The following is a 19,254-nucleotide window of genomic DNA, read 5'->3' as shown; positions in this document are numbered from 1 at the left end:
GAGATTTCACAGATTTAAGGGATTACACGGATTGGGGAGATTACGCAGATGGTATGATTGCACAGATGATTTAAGGGAAATACTTATAGACTTCTTTCGATGCAATACTCTTTCAAATACCAATTCTTCATCAATTAATTTCACACCCACCCTGTAATTACCAAAGCGTATTTTATAGTAATGTGAATAACCGCTTAATTTTTCAAGTTTTTCAATGTCTGATGAAGCATTGTACTTCCCGGCTTCACCGAACACAAACTCTTCAATTTTAATTCTGTCTTTTTGAGGGAGTCTGACCAAATCTTTAAGAAACCTGCGATTATAGCTTATTTTCATTCTTTAAAGCCTGATAATAAGATACGGCCTCTTCCCTGGTCAGGTTATCAGCAGAATCATTTTCTTCTATAGCCAAAGCCAAACCAATGTCCTCTTTCTCACTTCCAGATACAACATGAGACGACAATCCCATTTTTTTAGCCAGTTGCTTTAGCAGAGATAAATCGCTATCACTATCTGTATGTATGATTATGCTGTTCATATATTAGGATTACACAAATTTAAGGGATTACACTGATAATTTAAGGGATTACACTGATTTAGACGATTACACGGATTGTTTTGATTACGCAGATTAGTAGATTACACCGATAAACGTTTTACTTCACAGCTGGCGTTGCCAAAATTTATGAGTAGTCCGGTTTTTACTTTGCCGGCTTTTAGATATGATATTAGCTGGTTTTGAAATAGCTTGGGCTGAATTCCTGTTACTGACTTTAGTTCCACAATCACTTTATCTTCTATAAATAAATCACACCTGAATTTTCCAACTTGCTTGCCATCAAACATTACTACAAACTCCTTTTCTGCCGTAAAACGGATTCCTTCTTTTAAAAATAGTATCTGAAGCGCTCTTGAATAAATCTTCTCATTAAAACCCGGCCCTAATTCCCGGTGAACGGCGAAACAGCATCCAATAATTTTCTCAGTTAACTGAGCATGCAGTAATTCAGGTTCCATATTAATGGGGGATTACGCGGATTAATGAGATTACACCGATTTGGGGATTTCACGGATGCTTGATTGTGAATATTCTATCTATTTATAAATTTCTCTTTGTAATCTGTGAAATCCAGGCAATCTGTGTAACCCTCTTTAATCATCTAAACAAACTATCCACAAACGCTTTCCGGTCAAACAGTTGCAGGTGATCCATGCCCTCGCCCACGCCAATGTACTTTACCGGTATTTTAAACTGGTCGGATATGCCGATAACCACGCCGCCTTTAGCCGTACCATCCAGCTTGGTTAGAGCCAGCGCATTCACGTCTGTTGCCTGGGTAAACTGCCGGCATTGCTCAATGGCATTTTGCCCGGTAGAAGCATCCAACACCAGCAGAATCTCGTGCGGAGCGCCGGGTACAACCTTTTGCATTACGTTTTTAATCTTGCTCAGCTCGTTCATCAGGGCTACCTTATTATGCAAACGACCAGCCGTATCAATAATTGCCACATCGTCATTATTAGCAACAGCCGATTGCAGCGTATCAAACGCTACCGAAGCCGGGTCAGAACCCATAGGCTGAGCCACCACACGAACATCCACACGTTCGCCCCATAATTTTAACTGGTCAACAGCCGCGGCTCTGAACGTATCGGCAGCGCCCAGCACCACCTGGTTTCCGGCAGCTTTCAGCTTATGAGCCAGCTTACCAATAGTAGTAGTTTTGCCTACGCCATTCACTCCCACCACCATAATCACGTAAGGCTTATGACTGCCGTATTCAAAGTTCTGAAAATCGTTGCTGTTGTTTTCTGCCAGCAACTGCTGAATTTCATCACGCAGAATGCCGTTCAGCTCCGATGTGCTTACATATTTATCGCGGGCAACACGCTCTTCAATACGCTTAACAATTTTCAGCGTAGTATTTACACCCACATCCGATGTTACCAGCACTTCTTCCAGGTCGTCGAGCACATCATCATCAACGGTAGATTTACCAACTACCGCCTTGGTGATTTTCGAAAACAGACCTTCCTTTGTTTTTTCAAGCCCCTTGTCCAAGGCTTCCTGCTCCTGTACCGAAGTATCTTTTTTCTTAAAAAAATCAAATAATCCCATAAGACATTTATTTGATGAAACTACAGATAACAAAAAAAGCCCTCCGGAATCAAATCTGGACGGCTCTTATATTTTGTTAGAACAATTTATTATTGTGCAGATGCTTTTGCTGCTGCAATAGCGTCTTTAACGTGATCGTTATGTGCAATAATCTCTTTAAAAGAATAAGCGCCGGTTTTAGGTGATTTCACCATGGTAATAACTTTCGAATATTCTTTACCTTTACCTGTTTTAAGGGTTGCAACTACTTTCTTTGCCATGTTTTATAAATTTAACTGATTGAATGAAAATCAGGCTTTCGCCTTCTAACCATTAACCTTATTTTATCTCTTTATGAACAGTTACGCGTTTCAGCACCGGATTGTATTTTTTCAACTCCAGGCGCTCGGTAGTATTCTTTTTGTTCTTTTTGGTAATGTAACGAGACATACCCGGTAAACCGCTCTCTTTGTGTTCGGTACACTCTAATATCACCTGAACTCTGTTGCCTTTCTTAGCCATTTTCTTATCGTGTTATGCGTACAGCAAAGCCGTATGCTTATATTATACGTATCCTTTTTTCAAAAATTTATCAATAACAGCCGAAATGCCGTTTTTGTTAATGGTTTTAATAGCCGATGTAGATACTTTCAGCGTAATCCATTTCCCTTCTTCAGGGATATAAAATTTCTTTATTTTCAGGTTAGGATAAAATTTACGCTTGGTTTTCACGTTCGAGTTCGATACGTGGTGACCATTTAAAGGCGCTTTCCCTGTTAAATCACAAATTCTCGACATAACTATGTGTGTATTTCGTTCGTTATAAACTACAGCCTCTTAAAGAGTTTGCAAATATCCGAATAATAAATAACAATCACAATACAGTTTGCGATTTATTTTACAATGTCTTTTTACTGATTGTTTTTTAGTTTGAAAAGCAAAGACAGTATTGCATCAGCACAGGATAGTCCCGTCTTCCGCTTATACTGCACAGGCCCGCCCCGATACCTCGCAGGGCATTAGCCACAAGGCCGGTATTCGCTGCAACCGGGTTTAGCTAAGTCAGGACAGTGCTGTTAAACTTGCAAGCCTGACAAGTTTCAGAAACCCCGTGAGGTTTAGCTACCAGCAAAGTGAAAATCCACTCTTTTCTCATTCAGGGCAGTAAAGCTGATTTCATCTAATATCTTTTATCTAAATACATCATCTACGTATTTCCCGGTATTGCAGACGCCTGATCTATCAGAATATCTTTACCTCTGTTAACACACGTCTCTCAATACGATGGTAAAAAAACGCATCTTCATACTGCTGCTTGTTGCAATACTTGCGCCATTAGCAGGTTACTCGCAGGATTTTAATGCCCGGTTTCAGGAGGCCTGGCAACTGAGCAATGCCGGTAAACCAGACGAGGCGCTTCCCAAATTTCAGGCCTTGCTGAAAGAGGCGCCCGGATATAGCGGTGTGCACGTTCAAATTTCCTGGATCTACCTGCTGAAAAACGATTTAACGCAGGCATCGGCCTATGCTGATAACGCTTACCAGTTATACCAGATGGATATAGGTGCTACCATTATAAAAGCGTATGTGCTGTATGCCCAGAACAGAAAAAGCGAAGGGCTTGGGTTCCTGAATCTGGCTTTATGGCTCGACCCGGATGGCAACAACCTGCCGGCTGTTGAGAAAGACCTGAATGATATTATAGCGCATCATGTAAACCCGGCGGTTTTCAACGAAGTGCTTACGTATGTTAAAACGGCGCATCCGGCAAGAAACAAAACATTCATACAAATCAACGCTCTTATTAACGAGGCTGTACAGCAAATCAACGCGAAAAAATATACGCCGGCCAAATCCGCTTTTGACAAGGCGCTCGGTTTATTTGCCCAGGTTCCTGCCGAATTTCAGTTTCTGAGATCGACAGTGGCCTTTGTGGCAGCGCAAAACTTTTTTAATGCAGCCAACGATTACGATTTTCCTTACGCCATGCAGTCGCTGGATATGGCTAAAAGCTACCCCGGCAAAATTATGGCTACTGCCCAGCTATCTGCGGCAGCTATTGTGCTTTCGCACTATCAGCGGGTTAACGACTATGAAAAAGGCGTTTCTTTTGGCAATGCTTATTGGAAGCTGGTTCCCGCAGCCATTAATTATGGTAATGAGAAAGCGAATTTTTTGTACTACTACGCCACACTCATGAACGGGGTGCAGCAGTCTGACCCCACCGCCCTGCAAAGCCTTAAAGTTATTGCCGAAACGCTTAGCAAGGTTCAGAATACTACAAGCGATGCCTGGTACCAGGCAAATGCCAGCAATTTTCTGGGTATAGCGTATGTGGCATCGCCCATTCCCGTCGACCGTAAAAAAGCGGCTTTTTATTTTCAGCAGGCATTAAACACGGCCAAACTGAATAACCTGGATGCTTTATACGATGAGTTTACCCCCAATACAGCTATTTCATTATGGCAACAGGGCGACAAAGAGAAAGCCAAACAATTGTACGTTGAAGCGGCAGAAAAAGCGAGGGCCAAAGGAGATCTGGGCCTGGCAGAAAGCTCGTACAATAATGCCGGAGCTTTGTATTATCAAGATAAAAATTTCGCGGCAGCAATTCCCTTATTACAAAAGGCGGCAGATATTACCGAGCAGTTGCGCAGCACGCTCAAGGGTCGTGAAAAAATTCTTTACTTCCAGCAGCACGTAAGCGCTTTTGAGCTGCTGGTAGCCTCGTATGCCCGGCTGGGCAATGGCAAAGCGGTTTTTGATATTCAGAATAAAGACCGGGCACGGGTGCTGGGCGAAACCCTGAAGAAAAGACTGTCATCGCCGGTAACGCTTGAAAAGTTTCAGGCAAAGCTTAAAGCGGATGAAGCCGCCTTGTTTTACAGCCAGATGGAGGCCGGAGCCTTCATTATTAACGTAGTAACCAAAGAGAGCGCAACGCCGGTGTATATAGAAGATTTTCAGCACTGGGTTGATGTAAAGAAAAAATATTTAGACCGCATACACCAGGCAGATGGCAAGGCCTCAGGCTATAAACCGGCTACGGGTATTATTGAGCAGAGTGGCATAAAATACCAGACGAAGGATGTTTCCCAGATGATTTCGCGAAACGACATGGATGAGATCATGCAGCTCACCCGCGAATGTTTACAGGATGTTCAGGGCCAGATACCAGCTTCGGTTACTGCCGATTTACTGGCCAGCTATTATAGAACGCTGATTTCGCCGGTGTTATCCAGAATAACCGGGAAAAGCAAGCTCATTATTTCGCCCAGCGGCATTTTAAATTTTCTTCCTTACGAAGCGCTTCTGGCGCCCGATAACCACTTCCTGATTGAGAATTTTGATATCAGGTATTGCCAGTCGGCCGATGTGTTTAATACTGTTCATGAACGCGTTTACCCCGCTTCACGCAAATCATTTTTAGGCATGGGCGGCGCCATATACCAGGATATGTCTGAGCAGGCCCAGCCGCTTCGCGGCCAGGAGCAACTGGTGAACCTGCAGGAAATTGCCGAGCAGAACCTGTTCAACAACAAACCGCAACGGGAAATCTACGCGGCGCTTTTCGGCTCTAAAAAGATGAATTACCTGGCCGGAACGCTACAGGAAGTAAAAAATCTGAGCAATATTTTCCAGGACAGGGATGTGTTCTTCGGGGCCGACATGACCGAGAATCGCATTAAGCAGATGTCGGCAACGGGACAGCTAAAAAACTACAAGGTCATCCACCTGGCAACACATGGTTTTGCCGTTCCCGAAATCCCGGAATTATCCGGCGTTGCCATGTGTATTTTCAACCAGATGCAGGGCAATGAAGACGGCTATCTTACCGCACCTGAAATTTCCGGGTTGCACATGCAGGCCGATATCGCGGTGCTTTCTGCCTGCGAAACAGCCCTGGGTAAGATTTATGGCGGTGAAGGTGTATCCGGTTTAACCGGCTCGCTGCTTACTGCGGGTGCTAACCGGGCGCTGGTATCGTTATGGCCCGTGTCCGACGAGGGAACGATGTACTATATGACCGGGCTTTACACCATGACAACCAAAGAGGGGAAAAGCTACGAAGAAGCAGCCTCGATCATGAAGCGCAGGTTTATCCGCGGCGATTTCGGGCAACAATTCAGGCACTTTAATTTCTGGGCGCCATACGTGCTTTACGGAATGTGATGAAAAGGTGGAAGGCTGGAAGGTAGAAGGTAGAAGGTTATACGTTTTAGGTTTTAGAGGCTTATGGTTCATAGTTTATGGCATATAGTCCGGAAGTCGGGAAAGTCCGAGAGTCGGGAAGAGAGGAAAGAACAAAGAAACAAAAAAGATGGAAGGCAGAAGGTTTAAGGCGCAAGGCTCAATACGCACTACTCAATACCCAATACCAGATCAAGAGGGTTGGGATGAGGCCAACAAGAACATAAATGCAAGAAGCAAAATAAGGAGTAGAAACCAAGCTCCCTCCCTTAGGGAGGGCTGGGGTGGGCTAAACTTAGTAATCATGAAAAAATTAATTTACTTATTCATTCCGGCGTTGCTGCTTTTCGGCAAAGCTCATGCCCAGGCAGTTTATAGTCCGCCGCTTTCCGAGGGGCATATCATAAGCCCCCAGTACAGCTTTTTTAACGAAAACTGTACCCAGGTGTTAACCGTTGGGCTGGCCGACGCTATTTTATGGGATATTGCCACAGAGAAGCCTGTACAGCGAATAAACTTTGCGGCCTTTATAAAACAATATGACCCTACGGATGAGCGCTGGTCGCTAAAAGCCGTGCCATCGCCGGATTTGACCAAGCTCATTGTATTGCTTACGCCTAAAGGCGGAAATGAGCAGGCATTTCTTTTTGATATCCGGGCCGGAAAGCTCAGCCCCGACGATGCCGTGTTCAATGATAAGATCTATGGCTTTTCTGCCAAAGGCGATTATGTGGCTATGGCGCACATGCGTGAAGCCGGAAAATCGCCCAGCTGGTACGTGCAAACCTGTCCGCCACCTGAGGGGAGTAAGGTAATTATTACGGTTCAGGGCATAAAAAACTTTGCACCCGTAGGCTTCAGCCTTGATGGGAAAACGTATTACGGGAAAAATACGGAGAACAAGCGCTTTATCTTATATGACCCGCTGACCGGGAAATCTGAAAATACCGGCTTGAAATACAACGATAAGACCAAGTATTATTTCTACTATACAGATTACCTTTTCTATACATCCAAATGGATAAAGCGTCCGCCAACCGGGGATGACTGGCGAAACGCCTATTATAATACCGAAACCAAAGATATTGTGAAATGGACGGATAAAGACGGTATTACCGGCCCTTACACCTTTTCTGACGATGGGAAATACGGAATGTACTTTGAAACAAACAAGCTGTACCAGTTTGTAATAAGGGATATGAAAACCGGTAAAGATTTCGCCCGTATGAATCAGACGGATCAATCTTCAAGGTATACTTATGCCAGGATGCCCCAGGGTAACACGAAATTCTTTGTAATGAGCAACGATCCGGGCAAAATTTTGGTGTACGATATTAATAAACCAGACCCGGTAAAATCATTCAGTATCATGGCCGGCGAAAGTACCGTTGCGATGGCCAAAAATGCTCTTAACTCAGAATTTGGGATAAGAAAGATCGAAGAGGATGCAAAAGCTGACTATGATTTTAAAAATTTCATGATCAACTTTGCCGATATCGATCATTTTTATTTTAATCTTACCAACGCACAGTCCCTAAAAGGCCGTGACATTATCAGCCTGCCCTTTACCAAAAACCATTATCTTAATTCGTTAAGCGCCGACACGAAGGTAAAAGATATCCTGGCGCTGGGTAAAATTGGTAATTGCGGCGCAGGTTCGCTGATACTTTTTGTGGTGCGCACCATCCGGAATGGTGAAGACCGTACCATTTTTTTCGTCGACCACCTGGACGAAAAGGGTAACAGCATTAAGCTGCAGGATGTGGGTATTATGGCCAAAAAAACAGCCGGAGGGCCGTTTCTGGCAACCATTGATCTGGGCGTTTATGTGGCCAACAACAAAACGGCCATTGTTATCGACCAGCGTTATCCGAAAGCTCCGAAATCAAATTTCAAAAAAACCTTAATGTTCGACCATGGCGTTTGCCAGGTTTACGAGAAGAAATAACTAATAAATTAATAAATACACACAATCATGAAAAAGTTCTCCATTCTACTTTTTGCTGTAACGGTGATTTCAGCAAACGCTTTTGCCCAAAACTGGACAAGCTACAAAGACAAATCGGCCAATTTTAGTATCTCCGTGCCAACCACGCCAACCATAACCGAGGATACGCAGAATGGCTTACGACGTGTAAAAGCTGAATATGGCGATTATTCGGTTTATATTAATGTTTACGATTTACCCAACGGCATCAAAGGTGATCCTTTTATGGCAGCAGCAAATATGATCGTAAGCGGCAATTCGCAACAGGCAAAGCTTATCAGAAAATCAGACCTGATCATCAATGGACAAAAAGGCTTAAGGGCATTATTTTATGAGCCTGAAAGGAAGTTCTATGTAGATAAAGGCGTAGTGGTAGAAGGCAAAAACGCTTACTCCATCACCCTGATCAGAAGCAACCAGGATGATACAGCCGTGGCCGATAAAATGTTCGACAGTATCAATAAGTAAACAAATGACCAGGTAAAAATTGACCTGAAAAATTAAAGGAGGGGACCTAAAAGCCGGCAACCATCAATACCATCGAGCTGTTCCGCAAATCCGTGAACAGCATTTCTGTCCTGTTAACATTCCTTCGGACATCACGCTGCTTGTAGTCATCCCCTTCTTTTTCTGTGCATAAATTCCAGGGATCTTTTCAAGCCAGCAGCGGGTTTAGCAACTGGTAATCGGTTGCAAGCCGGTGCACATAAGGCAATGTGAGCGCCTTCTGCAACAGCTGTGCATGGCCGGGATGATGCATGTCTGTGCCGATAAAATCAACCAGGTAATGATCCACCAGGTCTTCGGCGGTTTTCTGCACGTTTTTGCCATAATGTCCCGTAAGGGAAATGGTATTGAGTTGCAATAAACATCCCGCATTTTTTATACGGGAGTAATTTTCCATCTCGCCGGCAAAATAGGGATACCGTTCGGGATGGGCCAGCACCGGCTTATACCCTTTTGCCTGTATCTCGAAAATCACATCGAACAGGTTTTGCGGGTAATTCACAAAGGATAGCTCGAACAACAGGTAATCCTGCCCCAGTGTTAACAGCTTTTGCTTTTGCAACTTTGAAACAAAGGTTTCATCCAGGTAATATTCTGCGGCAGCGTCAATTTTTATAGTAAGCTGCTGTTTGATGGCTTCTTCCCGCAATTTATCCAGGCCAGACAATATAATTTCCGGCGTATTGCGATAGTAATCGGCCATAATATGCGGCGTGGTAATTACTTTTTCAAAAGCCAGCGCCTGCATTTTTTGCAATAGCAAGATGGAAGCCTCCAGGTTCGGGGCCCCATCGTCAATGCCGGGAATAAGGTGTGAATGCATATCGGCCTTTACAGCCGAAAAATCGGTTTGCGGAAGCTGTTCTTTCTTTTTAAACAGGTTAAACATTACCGGTTTGCATATTGTTCCTCGTAGTACGACTGGTAATGACCGGAGGTCACATCGCTTAGCCAGTCTTCGTTAGCCAGGTACCAATCTACAGTCTTTTCAAGCCCTTCCTCAAATTGCAGGCTCGGAACCCAGCCCAGCTCTTTTTGCAATTTGGTTGAGTCAATGGCATAGCGCAGGTCATGTCCGGCACGGTCGGTTACAAAAGTGATCAGCTTTTCAGATTCACCGCTTTCTCGCCCCAACTTTTTATCCATAATACGGCAAAGCAAACGTATCAGATCGATATTTTTCCACTCGTTATGCCCGCCAATATTGTAAGTATCGCCGGCTTTCGCCTGGTGGAAGATCACATCGATGGCACGGGCATGATCTTCAACCCAAAGCCAGTCGCGTATATTTTCGCCCTTGCCGTAAACCGGAACAGGCTTATTGTTTTTAATATTGTTGATAGCCAGTGGGATCAGCTTTTCAGGAAAATGGTGCGAGCCATAATTGTTTGAGCAGTTCGAAATAACGGTATTTAAACCATAAGTATCCTGGTAAGCCCGCACAAAATGGTCTGAGCTGGCTTTAGATGCCGAATATGGGCTGTGCGGGTCGTAAGGTGTTTCCTCGGTAAACATGCCATCCTCGCCAAGCGTACCGTAAACCTCGTCGGTAGATACATGATAAAATCGCCGGGATGGATAGTCATCCTTCCAGTATTTGCGTGCCGCGTTGAGCAGGTTTACCGTACCTACCACATTGGTCATTACAAAATCCAGCGGACTGGAAATAGAACGGTCTACATGCGATTCTGCCGCAAGATGTATCACGGCATCAAACTGCTCATCGGCAAACAACTGGTCAATAAATGCTGCGTCAACAATATCGCCTTTTACAAAACGGTAGTTGTCTTTTTGCTCAATATCTTTCAGGTTTGCCAGATTACCGGCATACGTCAGCTTATCCAGATTAATGATCTGGTATTGCGGGTATGTATTCACAAACCGGCGCACTACATGCGAACCGATAAATCCTGCACCGCCGGTAATAACTATTTTTTTCATGGGTATCTCCTCTGTCTGCAACTATTCAAACGGATTTTCCGCGATATATTGTTCCCAGGCCCATGCCGAGCGCATCATTTCATCAAGGCCTAACTCCGCTTTCCAATGTAATTCTTTTGCTGATTTGGTAACATCGCCCCAAACCTGCTCAATATCTCCGGCCCGACGTGGCCCGATCTTATAGTTCAGCTTAACGCCGGTAGCGCTCTCAAACGCCTTAATGGTTTCCAGCACCGAGCTGCCTTTACCGGTCCCTACGTTAAACACATCGTATTTAATGGTACGATTGTCTTCAAGCAGCTTAATAGCGGCTACGTGTGCTTTCGCCAGGTCAACTACATGAATATAATCGCGGATGCAGCTGCCATCGGGTGTATTATAATCATCGCCGAAAACGGTAATGGGGCCACGTTTGCCAATAGCGCTTTGGGTAATGAACGGAACCAGGTTTTGCGGAACGCCGATAGGAAGCTCGCCGATCAACGCCGACGCATGTGCCCCAACGGGATTAAAATAGCGCAGGGATATCACGTGGTAATTGGTGTTTGCTTCGGCTGTTTCCTGGAGTATTTCCTCGGCAACCTGCTTGGTGTTTCCGTAAGGCGATTCGGCTTTTTTTACCGGTGCGCTCTCGGTTACCGGAAGCTGATCGGGCTGCCCGTAAACGGTACAGGACGAAGAGAAAACGAAATCAACTTCCCTTCCGGCAAAAGCGGTAAGCAGGTTTATCAGCGAAAAGAAATTATTGCGGTAATATTTCAGCGGAAGCTGCACCGATTCACCAACGGCCTTATGAGCGGCAAAATGGATAACTCCCGAAATCTCAGGGTGCGCTTTCGCCAGCTCAATTACCTTATTTTCTTCGCTTAGATCTAATTGGTAGAACTGTGGCTTAATGCCCGATATTTTAGTTATCTGGTCCAATATCCGGATGTTTGAATTATCCAGGTTATCCACAATGATCACTTCATAACCGGCATTTTGCAGCTCCACTACGGTGTGCGAGCCAATGTAACCGGTGCCGCCTGTTACCAGGATTTTCTTACTCATAATTATTTGTTATAGCTTTTAAAATCTTTGTGTTCAATCTTGTCAATTAAATCCTTCGGAAGGGATTTAAAATATTCATACGTTATTTTCAGCCCTTCGGCACGTGATACCTTGGGCTCCCAGCCTAAAATGGATCTGGCTTTCGTGATATCCGGCCTGCGTTGCTTTGGGTCGTCGGTTGGCAGCTCTTTGTACACTATTTTCTGTGTAGTGCCTGTTAGCTTAATAATTTCCTCGGCAAATTCCCTGATGGTAATTTCGCTTGGGTTGCCAATATTTACCGGGTAAACGTAATCGGAAAACAGCAGGCGGTAAATCCCTTCCACCAGGTCGTCCACATAGCAGAACGAACGGGTTTGTGAGCCATCGCCGAAAACGGTAAGGTCTTCGCCGCGGATAGCCTGCCCGATAAATGCGGGCAGCACCCGGCCATCGTTCAGGCGCATACGGGGGCCATAGGTGTTGAATATCCGTACAATACGGGTTTCCAGTCCGTGAAAGGTATGATAAGCCATGGTGATGGCTTCCTGGAAACGCTTGGCTTCATCGTAAACGCCCCTCGGCCCTACGGGGTTTACGTTTCCCCAATATTCTTCAGGTTGCGGGTTAACGCTGGGATCGCCATAAACTTCGGAGGTGGACGCAATGAGCATACGTGCTTTTTTAGCACGGGCAAGTCCCAGCAGGTTATGGGTTCCTAACGAGCCTACTTTGAGCGTCTGTATCGGTATCTTGAGATAGTCTATCGGGCTGGCCGGTGATGCAAAATGCAGGATGTAATCCAGCTGGCCGGGCACATGCACAAACTTTGAAACATCGTGATTATAAAACTCAAAATTTTCGAGTTTGAACAAATGCTCAATGTTGCGGATATCGCCGGTAATCAGGTTATCCATACCAATAACATGGAAATCTTCGCTGATAAACCTGTCGCAAAGGTGCGAACCGAGAAACCCGGCTGCCCCGGTAATTAAAATGCGTTTACGTGCCATTATGCTTCTACTATTTTACGGCCAATGCTGTTGTAATAATATCCTTTATCAATCATGCGCTGGATGTCGTACAGGTTGCGTCCGTCGAATATCACTTTTGCTTTCAGCAGCTGGTCTATCCGGTCAAAGTCAGGGTTCCTGAACAATTGCCATTCGGTAACAATGATCAGCGCATCGGCGCCTTCTAACGCCTGGTAAGGGTCTGTAGCGTAAGCAATGGCATCGCCTTTCAACTTTTTCACATTTTCCATCGCTTCCGGGTCGTAAGCCGTTACCCGGGCGCCTGCTTTTACCAGGGCGTCAATAATATATAAGGCCGGCGCTTCGCGGATATCATCAGTTTCGGGCTTAAATGCCAGGCCCCAAAGCGCAAATTTCTTACCTTTTAAATCGCCGTTGTAATAGCGGTTCATTTTATCTACAATGATGGTTTTTTGCCGCTCATTAACATCGATAACCGAGTTTAATATCTTAAACTCATACTGATACTCATTAGCCGATTTTACCAGCGCCTGCACGTCCTTAGGGAAACAGCTTCCGCCATAGCCCACGCCGGGAAACAGGAAGCGCTTGCCGATACGCTCATCGGAACCTATGCCGCGGCGAACCATGTCTACATCAGCGCCTACCCGTTCGCACAGGTTGGCAACTTCGTTCATAAAGGTAATTTTTGTAGCCAGGAACGAGTTTGCCGCATATTTGGTAAGTTCTGATGAACGCTCGTCCATAAAGATGATCGGGTTTCCGGAACGTACATACGGTGCATACAATTCAGACATCAGGTTGCGGGCCCTTTCGCTGCTGGTTCCCACCACTACGCGGTCGGGTTTCATAAAGTCCTCAACGGCAACGCCTTCGCGTAAAAATTCGGGGTTTGATACAATGTCAACTTCAACCGTGGTATGTTCTTTAAATACGGCTTTTACCTTATCTGCCGTACCAACCGGAACGGTTGATTTGGTAACTACCACCTTATAATCGGTTATCAGCCTGGCGATATCTTTGGCGGCCCCCAGCACAAAGCTCAGATCGGCGGAGCCATCGCCTCCGGGCGGCGTTGGCAATGCCAGGAAAATGATCTGGGCGTCTTTAATCGCATCAGCCAGGCTGGTGGTAAACAATAAGCGCTTTTGTTCTATGTTACGGTGAAAAAGTAAGTCGAGGCCGGGCTCGTAAATGGGAATTTGCCCTTGTTTCATCTGGGCAACTTTTTCCTCATTAATATCCACACAGGTTACATCATTTCCCGTTTCGGCCAAACAGGTTCCGGTTACCAATCCAACGTACCCGGTTCCAACTACAGCAATTTTCATTCAGATTATTCTAATTTTTTTGATAAAAGGGTAAAATACAATATTACTTTCTTTTGTTTTGAGCGAAAGATGAAGCCTCAAACCTGTTTCACTTTACTTTTTAAACTTTGCAGTTTTTAGTATTAACTTCGGCGAATATAATAATTAAGCAATAAATATGCTGTTTCTTTACGATGCCGGAATTTACCTTTATTTTCTTGTAGCCCGAATTTTAGCGCTCTTTAATAAAAAGATAAAATTGTGGGTAAACGGGCGCCGGCATTTGCTTGAGCACATTGCTGATGTACTGGATACCGGCGACTCCCGTATCTGGTTTCATTTTCCCTCGTTGGGGGAATTTGAACAAGGCCGGCCGGTGCTGGAAGCGCTGCGAAAAAATTATCCGGGGAAGAAGATCGTGATCACCTTTTTTTCGCCGTCGGGATATGAGATACGTAAAAATACGCCGCTGGCCGATCACGTTTTTTACCTTCCGGTTGATACGCGGCGCAATGCCCGTGAATTTATCCGGCTCGTCCAGCCTGAAATGGCTATTTTCACCAAGTACGATTACTGGTATCACTATTTCAACGAATTACATGAAAAACAGGTTCCCCTGTATGTCATTTCGGCGATATTCCGTAAACAGCAGCCTTTTTTTAAATGGTACGGCACGCTAAACAGGAAGATGCTGGACTTCATCAGTCATATTTTTGTGCAGGATGAAGCCAGCAAGGAGCTCCTGCAAACCATCGGCATAAGGCATGTTACCGTTAGCGGCGATACCCGTTTTGACCGTGTGGCAGAAAACGCGGTACATCCTAAAGCTATTGCCGTAGCGGAACAATTTTCAAACAATCACCAGGTTTTTATTGCCGGCAGTACCTGGCCTGAGGATGAAAAGCTGCTCGCTGAACTGGTTGTTGAATACCCGGACTGGAAATTTATTATCGTTCCGCATGAAATCGGCGAAAGCCGGATCACTGCCCTTTGCAAGTTATTGCCCGAAAACAGCTTTGTCCGCTATTCAGCTATAGCAACATCTCAAATCTCAAATCTCAAATCTCAAATCTTAATCATCGATAACATCGGCATGCTCTCATCACTGTATCAATATGGAAACATCGCGTACATTGGTGGCGGATTCGGCGTAGGCATCCACAATACGCTCGAAGCGGCAGCTTTTGGTTTGCCGGTCATCTTCGGCCCTAATTACCAGCGTTTCCGCGAAGCCAGGGAACTGATAACGCTACAGGCCGCCTTTAGTATTGACACGTTTAACGGATTAAAAGCGGTGATGCAACGTTTACAGGATGATTCGCTAAGAGTACAAGCCAGTGAAACTGCCAAAAATTATGTGCAGCGAAATACCGGCGCAACAAGTGCGATTGTAGGATACATTTGTAAGAATCTGAGTTCGGTTAAAAACCACATAGATACATAGAAGTAACCATTTGCATATTAATAAAATATAGTAACAATAAGTTCTATCCCGAAGATTGCTTCGTCCTATCGTCCTCGCAATGACGAAAATAGGTGCGTCATTGTCCCGAGATTTCGGGAAAGCGTTGGCAGTGAGCATTAGCGTGAAGCAATCTCTAATAATCAACTAAATCAAACAAATAATAATCGAACTCAGATTACATTAACAATCGAATTGAGATTAAAAGATAAAAAGATCCTGGCATCGCTTTGAAAATGCGCCTGTGCCAATATTCATCAATCTTTTTTATATCCACCTGGATCTTTCGTTTCAGCCCACAGCTACCGTGAAAGCTGGAAACAGGCATTAAACTATACCGATGGAAACAGCAACAAAGGTGCCCGGGTATAGACGGCTCGCCTTAAATCGCTATTCATGAACAGTTTATCAAACAAACTGTGTCGTTTCCAGAACAGCGAAATAATGTCAGGATCAATGATGTCCATACTCATAGCCAGGTCGTTCAACAGATCTTTTTTGCGAAGATTGATCAGCACCACGTTCTCATAATACATCCGGGGAAGTATCTCAGACTTAAGAAAATCTTCGGCGTAATTATTTTCCATATCCGGAAGGCCATCAACCGAAATGTGCACAATAAAAATATCAGCGCCCAACGATTTTGCCAAATTTGTCATCGGCTGTAAGATCCCCGTATCACAATACCGCAGGTCGGTAAGATGCACCAGGCGTTTCACCTCTTTTAGTGGTTTTTGGGGATGCACTACCAGCAGCGGATCTGTATGTTGTTTAAAATACCGGGTAAGCATGGCCTGATAATTTTCATGGTCAGGTTCACTACCGGCAAGCGGCCAATTATCGGCCACCCGGATATTGCGTTGTTTAAATTCGGCGTAAATAGTATTGCTTTGCTGCTGTGCCTGGATTTTCGGAACAAACGTATTTTTGAGCCTAACGGGCTCGAAATCAGCCAAATGGATCAGCATGCCGGGATGGGAAGGTCTTAAATTTTTGTCTGGATTCTTTGCTATTTTTTTCATGGATGTTTGCGCTGTACCCGTGTGATCCTGAATCAGAAGGTGCGGCACATCTATACTACAGTTGAAGCGGTACTTTGTGTGTCAAAATTGAAAATAGGAGAATATCACCGTCTGGTGCCTGTTAACGCCGGATATTACCAATCAATCCATCTACAATTCCGGCCGAAAGCAGTGCCAACGGAATACCGCCGCCGGGATGTACGCTTCCGCCGGTAAAATATAAGCCCTTGTATTTCGAAGAAAAATTAGCATGCCTGAAAAAAGCCGCGAACCGGTTGTTGGATGCCGTGCCATACAGCGATCCCTGGTAGGAAGAGGTTTGTTGTTCTATTTTTCGCGGGTCGAGAGTATCTTCGCATACAATCAGCTTGCTGATATCTTCGTCCAGCATCCGCGATAATTTCTTTAGGATATGCTGCCTGGCTTCCGCGATAAGTATATTCCAGTTTTGACCGCTGTTTGCCGGCACATTGATCATCACGAACCAGTTCTCGGAGCCTTCGGGAGCATCACCGGGTTGACGTTTGGAGCTGATATTGATATAAATGGTAGGATCATCACTGATGGTTTGATGTTGCCAGATATGCCTGAATTCATCCTCATAATCATCGCTGAAAAAGATATTATGTAAATCCAGTTGCTCAAAACGCTTGCCGATGCCCCAGTAAAATATCAGGGCCGAGCTGCTTCTTTGCTGGCGCAGTACGCGTTTAGGGAAATTCCTTTCGTTAAGCAACTGCCTGTACGTAAACCAGACATCCATGTTTGAAATAATGATATCCGCGTTTACCTGCTTCCCGTTCACCTCGATACCGGTTACCCTGTTTTTGCCGGTAAGAATCCTGGTAACCTGTGAGCGATAGCTGAACTTCACACCGGTTTCCGACGCCAGCTTCAGCAGGCTTCGTACAATGCTTTGCATGCCGCCATCGGGGAAATATGCCCCGAAATGCTGCTCGAAATGCGGAATAATGTTTAAGGTTGCCGGAGCCTGGTAAGGGTTAGAGCCGTTATAGGTGGCATAACGGTTAAAAAAACGGATGGTTTTGCTATCGTTAAAAAAACGACTGTTGGCCTTGTTCATGGTGCGTAGGGCATCTATGGCCGGTAACCGGAGAGCGGAATATACCGTTGACCATCGTAAATAGGTGGACAAGCGATGCAGCGAACGTTCAAGAAATACGTTATGGGTAATGTCGTATATACGAGCACTGTTTTCCAGGAATTTTAACACGGAAGCCGCATCATCGGTGGTTTTGGCAGCGATTTCACCAGCCAGTTGCCGTGCATCCGCGAAAGCGGAAATTTCAGTGCCGTCTTCATAAAAATACCGGCAGATAACATCCAGCTTGCTGTAATTAAAATATGCCCGCGGATTTTTGCCGGCCAGTTGGAATAGCTCATCTACATAATGCGGCATGGTAAACAGGCTGGGCCCGGCATCGAACCGGAAACCGTTCATCCGTATTTCAGACAGCTTTCCCCCGGCCGATTCATTTGCTTCGAATACGGTAACGTCATATCCTTTAACAGCCAGGCGGATAGCCGTAGCAATTCCGCCAATACCTGCGCCAATCACAACAGCTTTGGGCATCAGGTCAGGCGATTGGCGTTTGTAACGTTATTCTCGATATCGCTCAGGTTTTGTAGAGTAACATGGGCAATTTCCATCAGGGCTTCGGCGGTAAAAAAGCCCTGGTGCGAGGTTATCAGCACATTGGGGAAGCTCATCAGCCGCAGCAGCAAATCATCCTGAATAACACTTTCGGATAAATCCCTGAAAAACAGCTTTTCTTCCTGCTCATATACATCCAGGCCCAGGTAACCCAGCTTGCCGCTTTTCAGCGCCCTGATGGCGGCATCTGTATCCACAACAGCGCCCCGGCTGGTATTGATCAGCATGGCCGACTGTTTCATTTTCGCAAAGCTGTCATCGTTAAACAGGTGGTGCGTTTCGGGGGTAAGCGGGCAGTGTACCGAAATAATGTCACTTTGTGCAAGCAATTCGTCAAAGCTCACCAGCAAAACCCGTCCAGGTGCTGTTGTAGCCACCGGGTCGTAAGCGATAAGCTTACATCCGAAACCCGACATCACTTCGGCAAAAGCATGGCCTATTTTACCCAAACCTACAATGCCAAGGGTTTTACCATAAATATCGAAACCGGTAAGTCGTTCCAGCGAAAAATTACCTTCGCGTACACGGTTATAGGCCTTGTGCGTTTTGCGGTTCAGCGTCATAATTAACGCCAGGGCATGCTCGGCGATGGCATGCGGCGAATAGGCCGGTACACGCACAACCGCGATATTCAGCTTTTTAGCTTCATCGAGGTTTACCTGGTTGAAGCCGGCACAACGCAGGGCTATGACTTTTATACCGGCTTTCTTTAAGGCATGTAATACGGCTTCGTCAATGGCGTCATTAACAAAAGTGCAAACCGCATCGTAACCGTTGGCAAGTACGGCTGTAGTGGCATCGAGCGCCGTTTCGGTGTAGTCAAGAACCTGGTTGTAATGAACGTTAACCCGGTCGAAATAAAGCTTATCGTATGATTTTGTACTGAAAAACAAGGTTTTCATTGTTATGCTATTGGTTTAGTTCACCGATTTTTTTCGGCAATTTACCGATAAAATCCCTTTTTCGACCAGTTTAATATTGCCTGACAGCTAATATCGCTATACATTTGAGGCAGATTAAATTTCGGATCAAAGAAT

At 45.2% G+C, this 19,254-nt stretch carries 19 protein-coding genes; 4 read left to right on the top strand and 15 right to left on the bottom strand.

Features of this window, described 5'->3' with window-relative positions:
- Positions 1 to 6 precede the first annotated feature (6 nt).
- The 7 genes from FW774_RS15915 to rpmB form a co-directional block, all read right to left on the bottom strand.
- Positions 7 to 336, bottom strand: coding sequence for a type II toxin-antitoxin system RelE family toxin (locus tag FW774_RS15915; RefSeq protein ID WP_187774922.1), 330 nt, complete (start codon positions 334 to 336; stop codon positions 7 to 9).
- The gene (locus FW774_RS15910) at positions 320 to 538 is read right to left on the bottom strand and encodes a hypothetical protein (RefSeq protein WP_149349199.1); all 219 of its coding nucleotides are present in this window, start codon (positions 536 to 538) and stop codon (positions 320 to 322) included. The genes FW774_RS15915 and FW774_RS15910 overlap by 17 nt, the downstream gene beginning before the upstream one ends.
- A gap of 101 nt (positions 539 to 639) precedes the next feature.
- The gene (locus FW774_RS15905; protein WP_149349198.1) at positions 640 to 1,017 is read right to left on the bottom strand and encodes a GxxExxY protein; all 378 of its coding nucleotides are present in this window, start codon (positions 1,015 to 1,017) and stop codon (positions 640 to 642) included.
- A 139-nt stretch (positions 1,018 to 1,156) separates the two neighbouring features.
- The gene (gene ftsY, locus FW774_RS15900) at positions 1,157 to 2,119 is read right to left on the bottom strand and encodes a signal recognition particle-docking protein FtsY (RefSeq protein WP_149349197.1); all 963 of its coding nucleotides are present in this window, start codon (positions 2,117 to 2,119) and stop codon (positions 1,157 to 1,159) included.
- 89 nt (positions 2,120 to 2,208) lie between these two features.
- Complete coding sequence (locus FW774_RS15895; protein WP_149349196.1) at positions 2,209 to 2,379, bottom strand: DUF4295 domain-containing protein; 171 nt, start codon at positions 2,377 to 2,379, stop codon at positions 2,209 to 2,211.
- Positions 2,380 to 2,437: 58 nt separating this feature from the next.
- The gene (gene rpmG, locus FW774_RS15890) at positions 2,438 to 2,620 is read right to left on the bottom strand and encodes a 50S ribosomal protein L33 (protein ID WP_149349195.1); all 183 of its coding nucleotides are present in this window, start codon (positions 2,618 to 2,620) and stop codon (positions 2,438 to 2,440) included.
- Positions 2,621 to 2,662: 42 nt separating this feature from the next.
- On the bottom strand, positions 2,663 to 2,896 hold the full coding sequence (rpmB, locus tag FW774_RS15885; RefSeq protein ID WP_149349194.1) for a 50S ribosomal protein L28: 234 nt from the start codon (positions 2,894 to 2,896) through the stop codon (positions 2,663 to 2,665).
- 486 nt (positions 2,897 to 3,382) lie between these two features.
- Between rpmB and FW774_RS15880 the strand changes: the two genes are divergently transcribed.
- The 3 genes from FW774_RS15880 (at position 3,383) to FW774_RS15870 (ending at position 8,744) form a co-directional block, all read left to right on the top strand.
- Positions 3,383 to 6,271 carry a CHAT domain-containing protein gene (locus FW774_RS15880; RefSeq protein WP_149349193.1) on the top strand — a complete coding sequence of 963 codons (2,889 nt, stop codon included), beginning with the start codon at positions 3,383 to 3,385 and terminating at the stop codon, positions 6,269 to 6,271.
- A 322-nt stretch (positions 6,272 to 6,593) separates the two neighbouring features.
- The gene (locus FW774_RS15875) at positions 6,594 to 8,237 is read left to right on the top strand and encodes a hypothetical protein (protein ID WP_149349192.1); all 1,644 of its coding nucleotides are present in this window, start codon (positions 6,594 to 6,596) and stop codon (positions 8,235 to 8,237) included.
- A gap of 27 nt (positions 8,238 to 8,264) precedes the next feature.
- Positions 8,265 to 8,744: a hypothetical protein gene (locus FW774_RS15870; RefSeq protein WP_149349191.1), complete on the top strand. Its 480-nt coding sequence runs from the start codon at positions 8,265 to 8,267 to the stop codon at positions 8,742 to 8,744.
- Positions 8,745 to 8,931: 187 nt separating this feature from the next.
- Here the strand turns inward: FW774_RS15870 and FW774_RS15865 are convergent, their stop codons facing one another.
- Genes FW774_RS15865 through FW774_RS15845 form a run of 5 tightly spaced genes read right to left on the bottom strand, consistent with a single transcriptional unit; the run spans position 8,932 to position 14,079 of the window.
- The gene (locus FW774_RS15865; protein ID WP_149349190.1) at positions 8,932 to 9,672 is read right to left on the bottom strand and encodes a tyrosine-protein phosphatase; all 741 of its coding nucleotides are present in this window, start codon (positions 9,670 to 9,672) and stop codon (positions 8,932 to 8,934) included.
- A complete protein-coding gene (gene rfbB / locus FW774_RS15860; RefSeq protein WP_149349189.1) occupies positions 9,672 to 10,724 on the bottom strand; it encodes a dTDP-glucose 4,6-dehydratase in 1,053 nt (350 codons plus the stop codon). Before rfbB ends, FW774_RS15865 begins: the two co-directional genes overlap by 1 nt.
- A gap of 21 nt (positions 10,725 to 10,745) precedes the next feature.
- Positions 10,746 to 11,774, bottom strand: coding sequence for a UDP-glucose 4-epimerase GalE (gene galE, locus FW774_RS15855; protein WP_149349188.1), 1,029 nt, complete (start codon positions 11,772 to 11,774; stop codon positions 10,746 to 10,748).
- A gap of 2 nt (positions 11,775 to 11,776) precedes the next feature.
- Complete coding sequence (locus FW774_RS15850) at positions 11,777 to 12,766, bottom strand: UDP-glucuronic acid decarboxylase family protein (RefSeq protein ID WP_149349187.1); 990 nt, start codon at positions 12,764 to 12,766, stop codon at positions 11,777 to 11,779.
- Positions 12,766 to 14,079 carry a UDP-glucose dehydrogenase family protein gene (locus tag FW774_RS15845; protein WP_149349186.1) on the bottom strand — a complete coding sequence of 438 codons (1,314 nt, stop codon included), beginning with the start codon at positions 14,077 to 14,079 and terminating at the stop codon, positions 12,766 to 12,768. Before FW774_RS15845 ends, FW774_RS15850 begins: the two co-directional genes overlap by 1 nt.
- A gap of 157 nt (positions 14,080 to 14,236) precedes the next feature.
- On the opposite strand from FW774_RS15845, the gene FW774_RS15840 reads away from it, so the two are divergent.
- Positions 14,237 to 15,502 carry a 3-deoxy-D-manno-octulosonic acid transferase gene (locus tag FW774_RS15840; protein ID WP_149349185.1) on the top strand — a complete coding sequence of 422 codons (1,266 nt, stop codon included), beginning with the start codon at positions 14,237 to 14,239 and terminating at the stop codon, positions 15,500 to 15,502.
- 350 nt (positions 15,503 to 15,852) lie between these two features.
- On the opposite strand, the gene FW774_RS15835 is transcribed toward FW774_RS15840, so the two are convergent.
- From FW774_RS15835 to FW774_RS15825, 3 genes are all read right to left on the bottom strand, one after another.
- Entirely contained in the window at positions 15,853 to 16,542 is a 690-nt protein-coding gene (locus FW774_RS15835) for a hypothetical protein (RefSeq protein WP_149349184.1), read from the bottom strand.
- 121 nt (positions 16,543 to 16,663) lie between these two features.
- On the bottom strand, positions 16,664 to 18,136 hold the full coding sequence (gene crtD, locus FW774_RS15830) for a 1-hydroxycarotenoid 3,4-desaturase CrtD (RefSeq protein ID WP_149349183.1): 1,473 nt from the start codon (positions 18,134 to 18,136) through the stop codon (positions 16,664 to 16,666).
- On the bottom strand, positions 18,136 to 19,119 hold the full coding sequence (locus FW774_RS15825) for a 2-hydroxyacid dehydrogenase (protein WP_149349182.1): 984 nt from the start codon (positions 19,117 to 19,119) through the stop codon (positions 18,136 to 18,138). Before FW774_RS15825 ends, crtD begins: the two co-directional genes overlap by 1 nt.
- Positions 19,120 to 19,254 lie beyond the last annotated feature (135 nt).

It is taken from the genome of Pedobacter sp. BS3 (assembly GCF_008274585.1).
Classification (GTDB): domain Bacteria; phylum Bacteroidota; class Bacteroidia; order Sphingobacteriales; family Sphingobacteriaceae; genus Hufsiella_A.
This window is presented reverse-complemented; position numbering and strand designations above follow the sequence as displayed.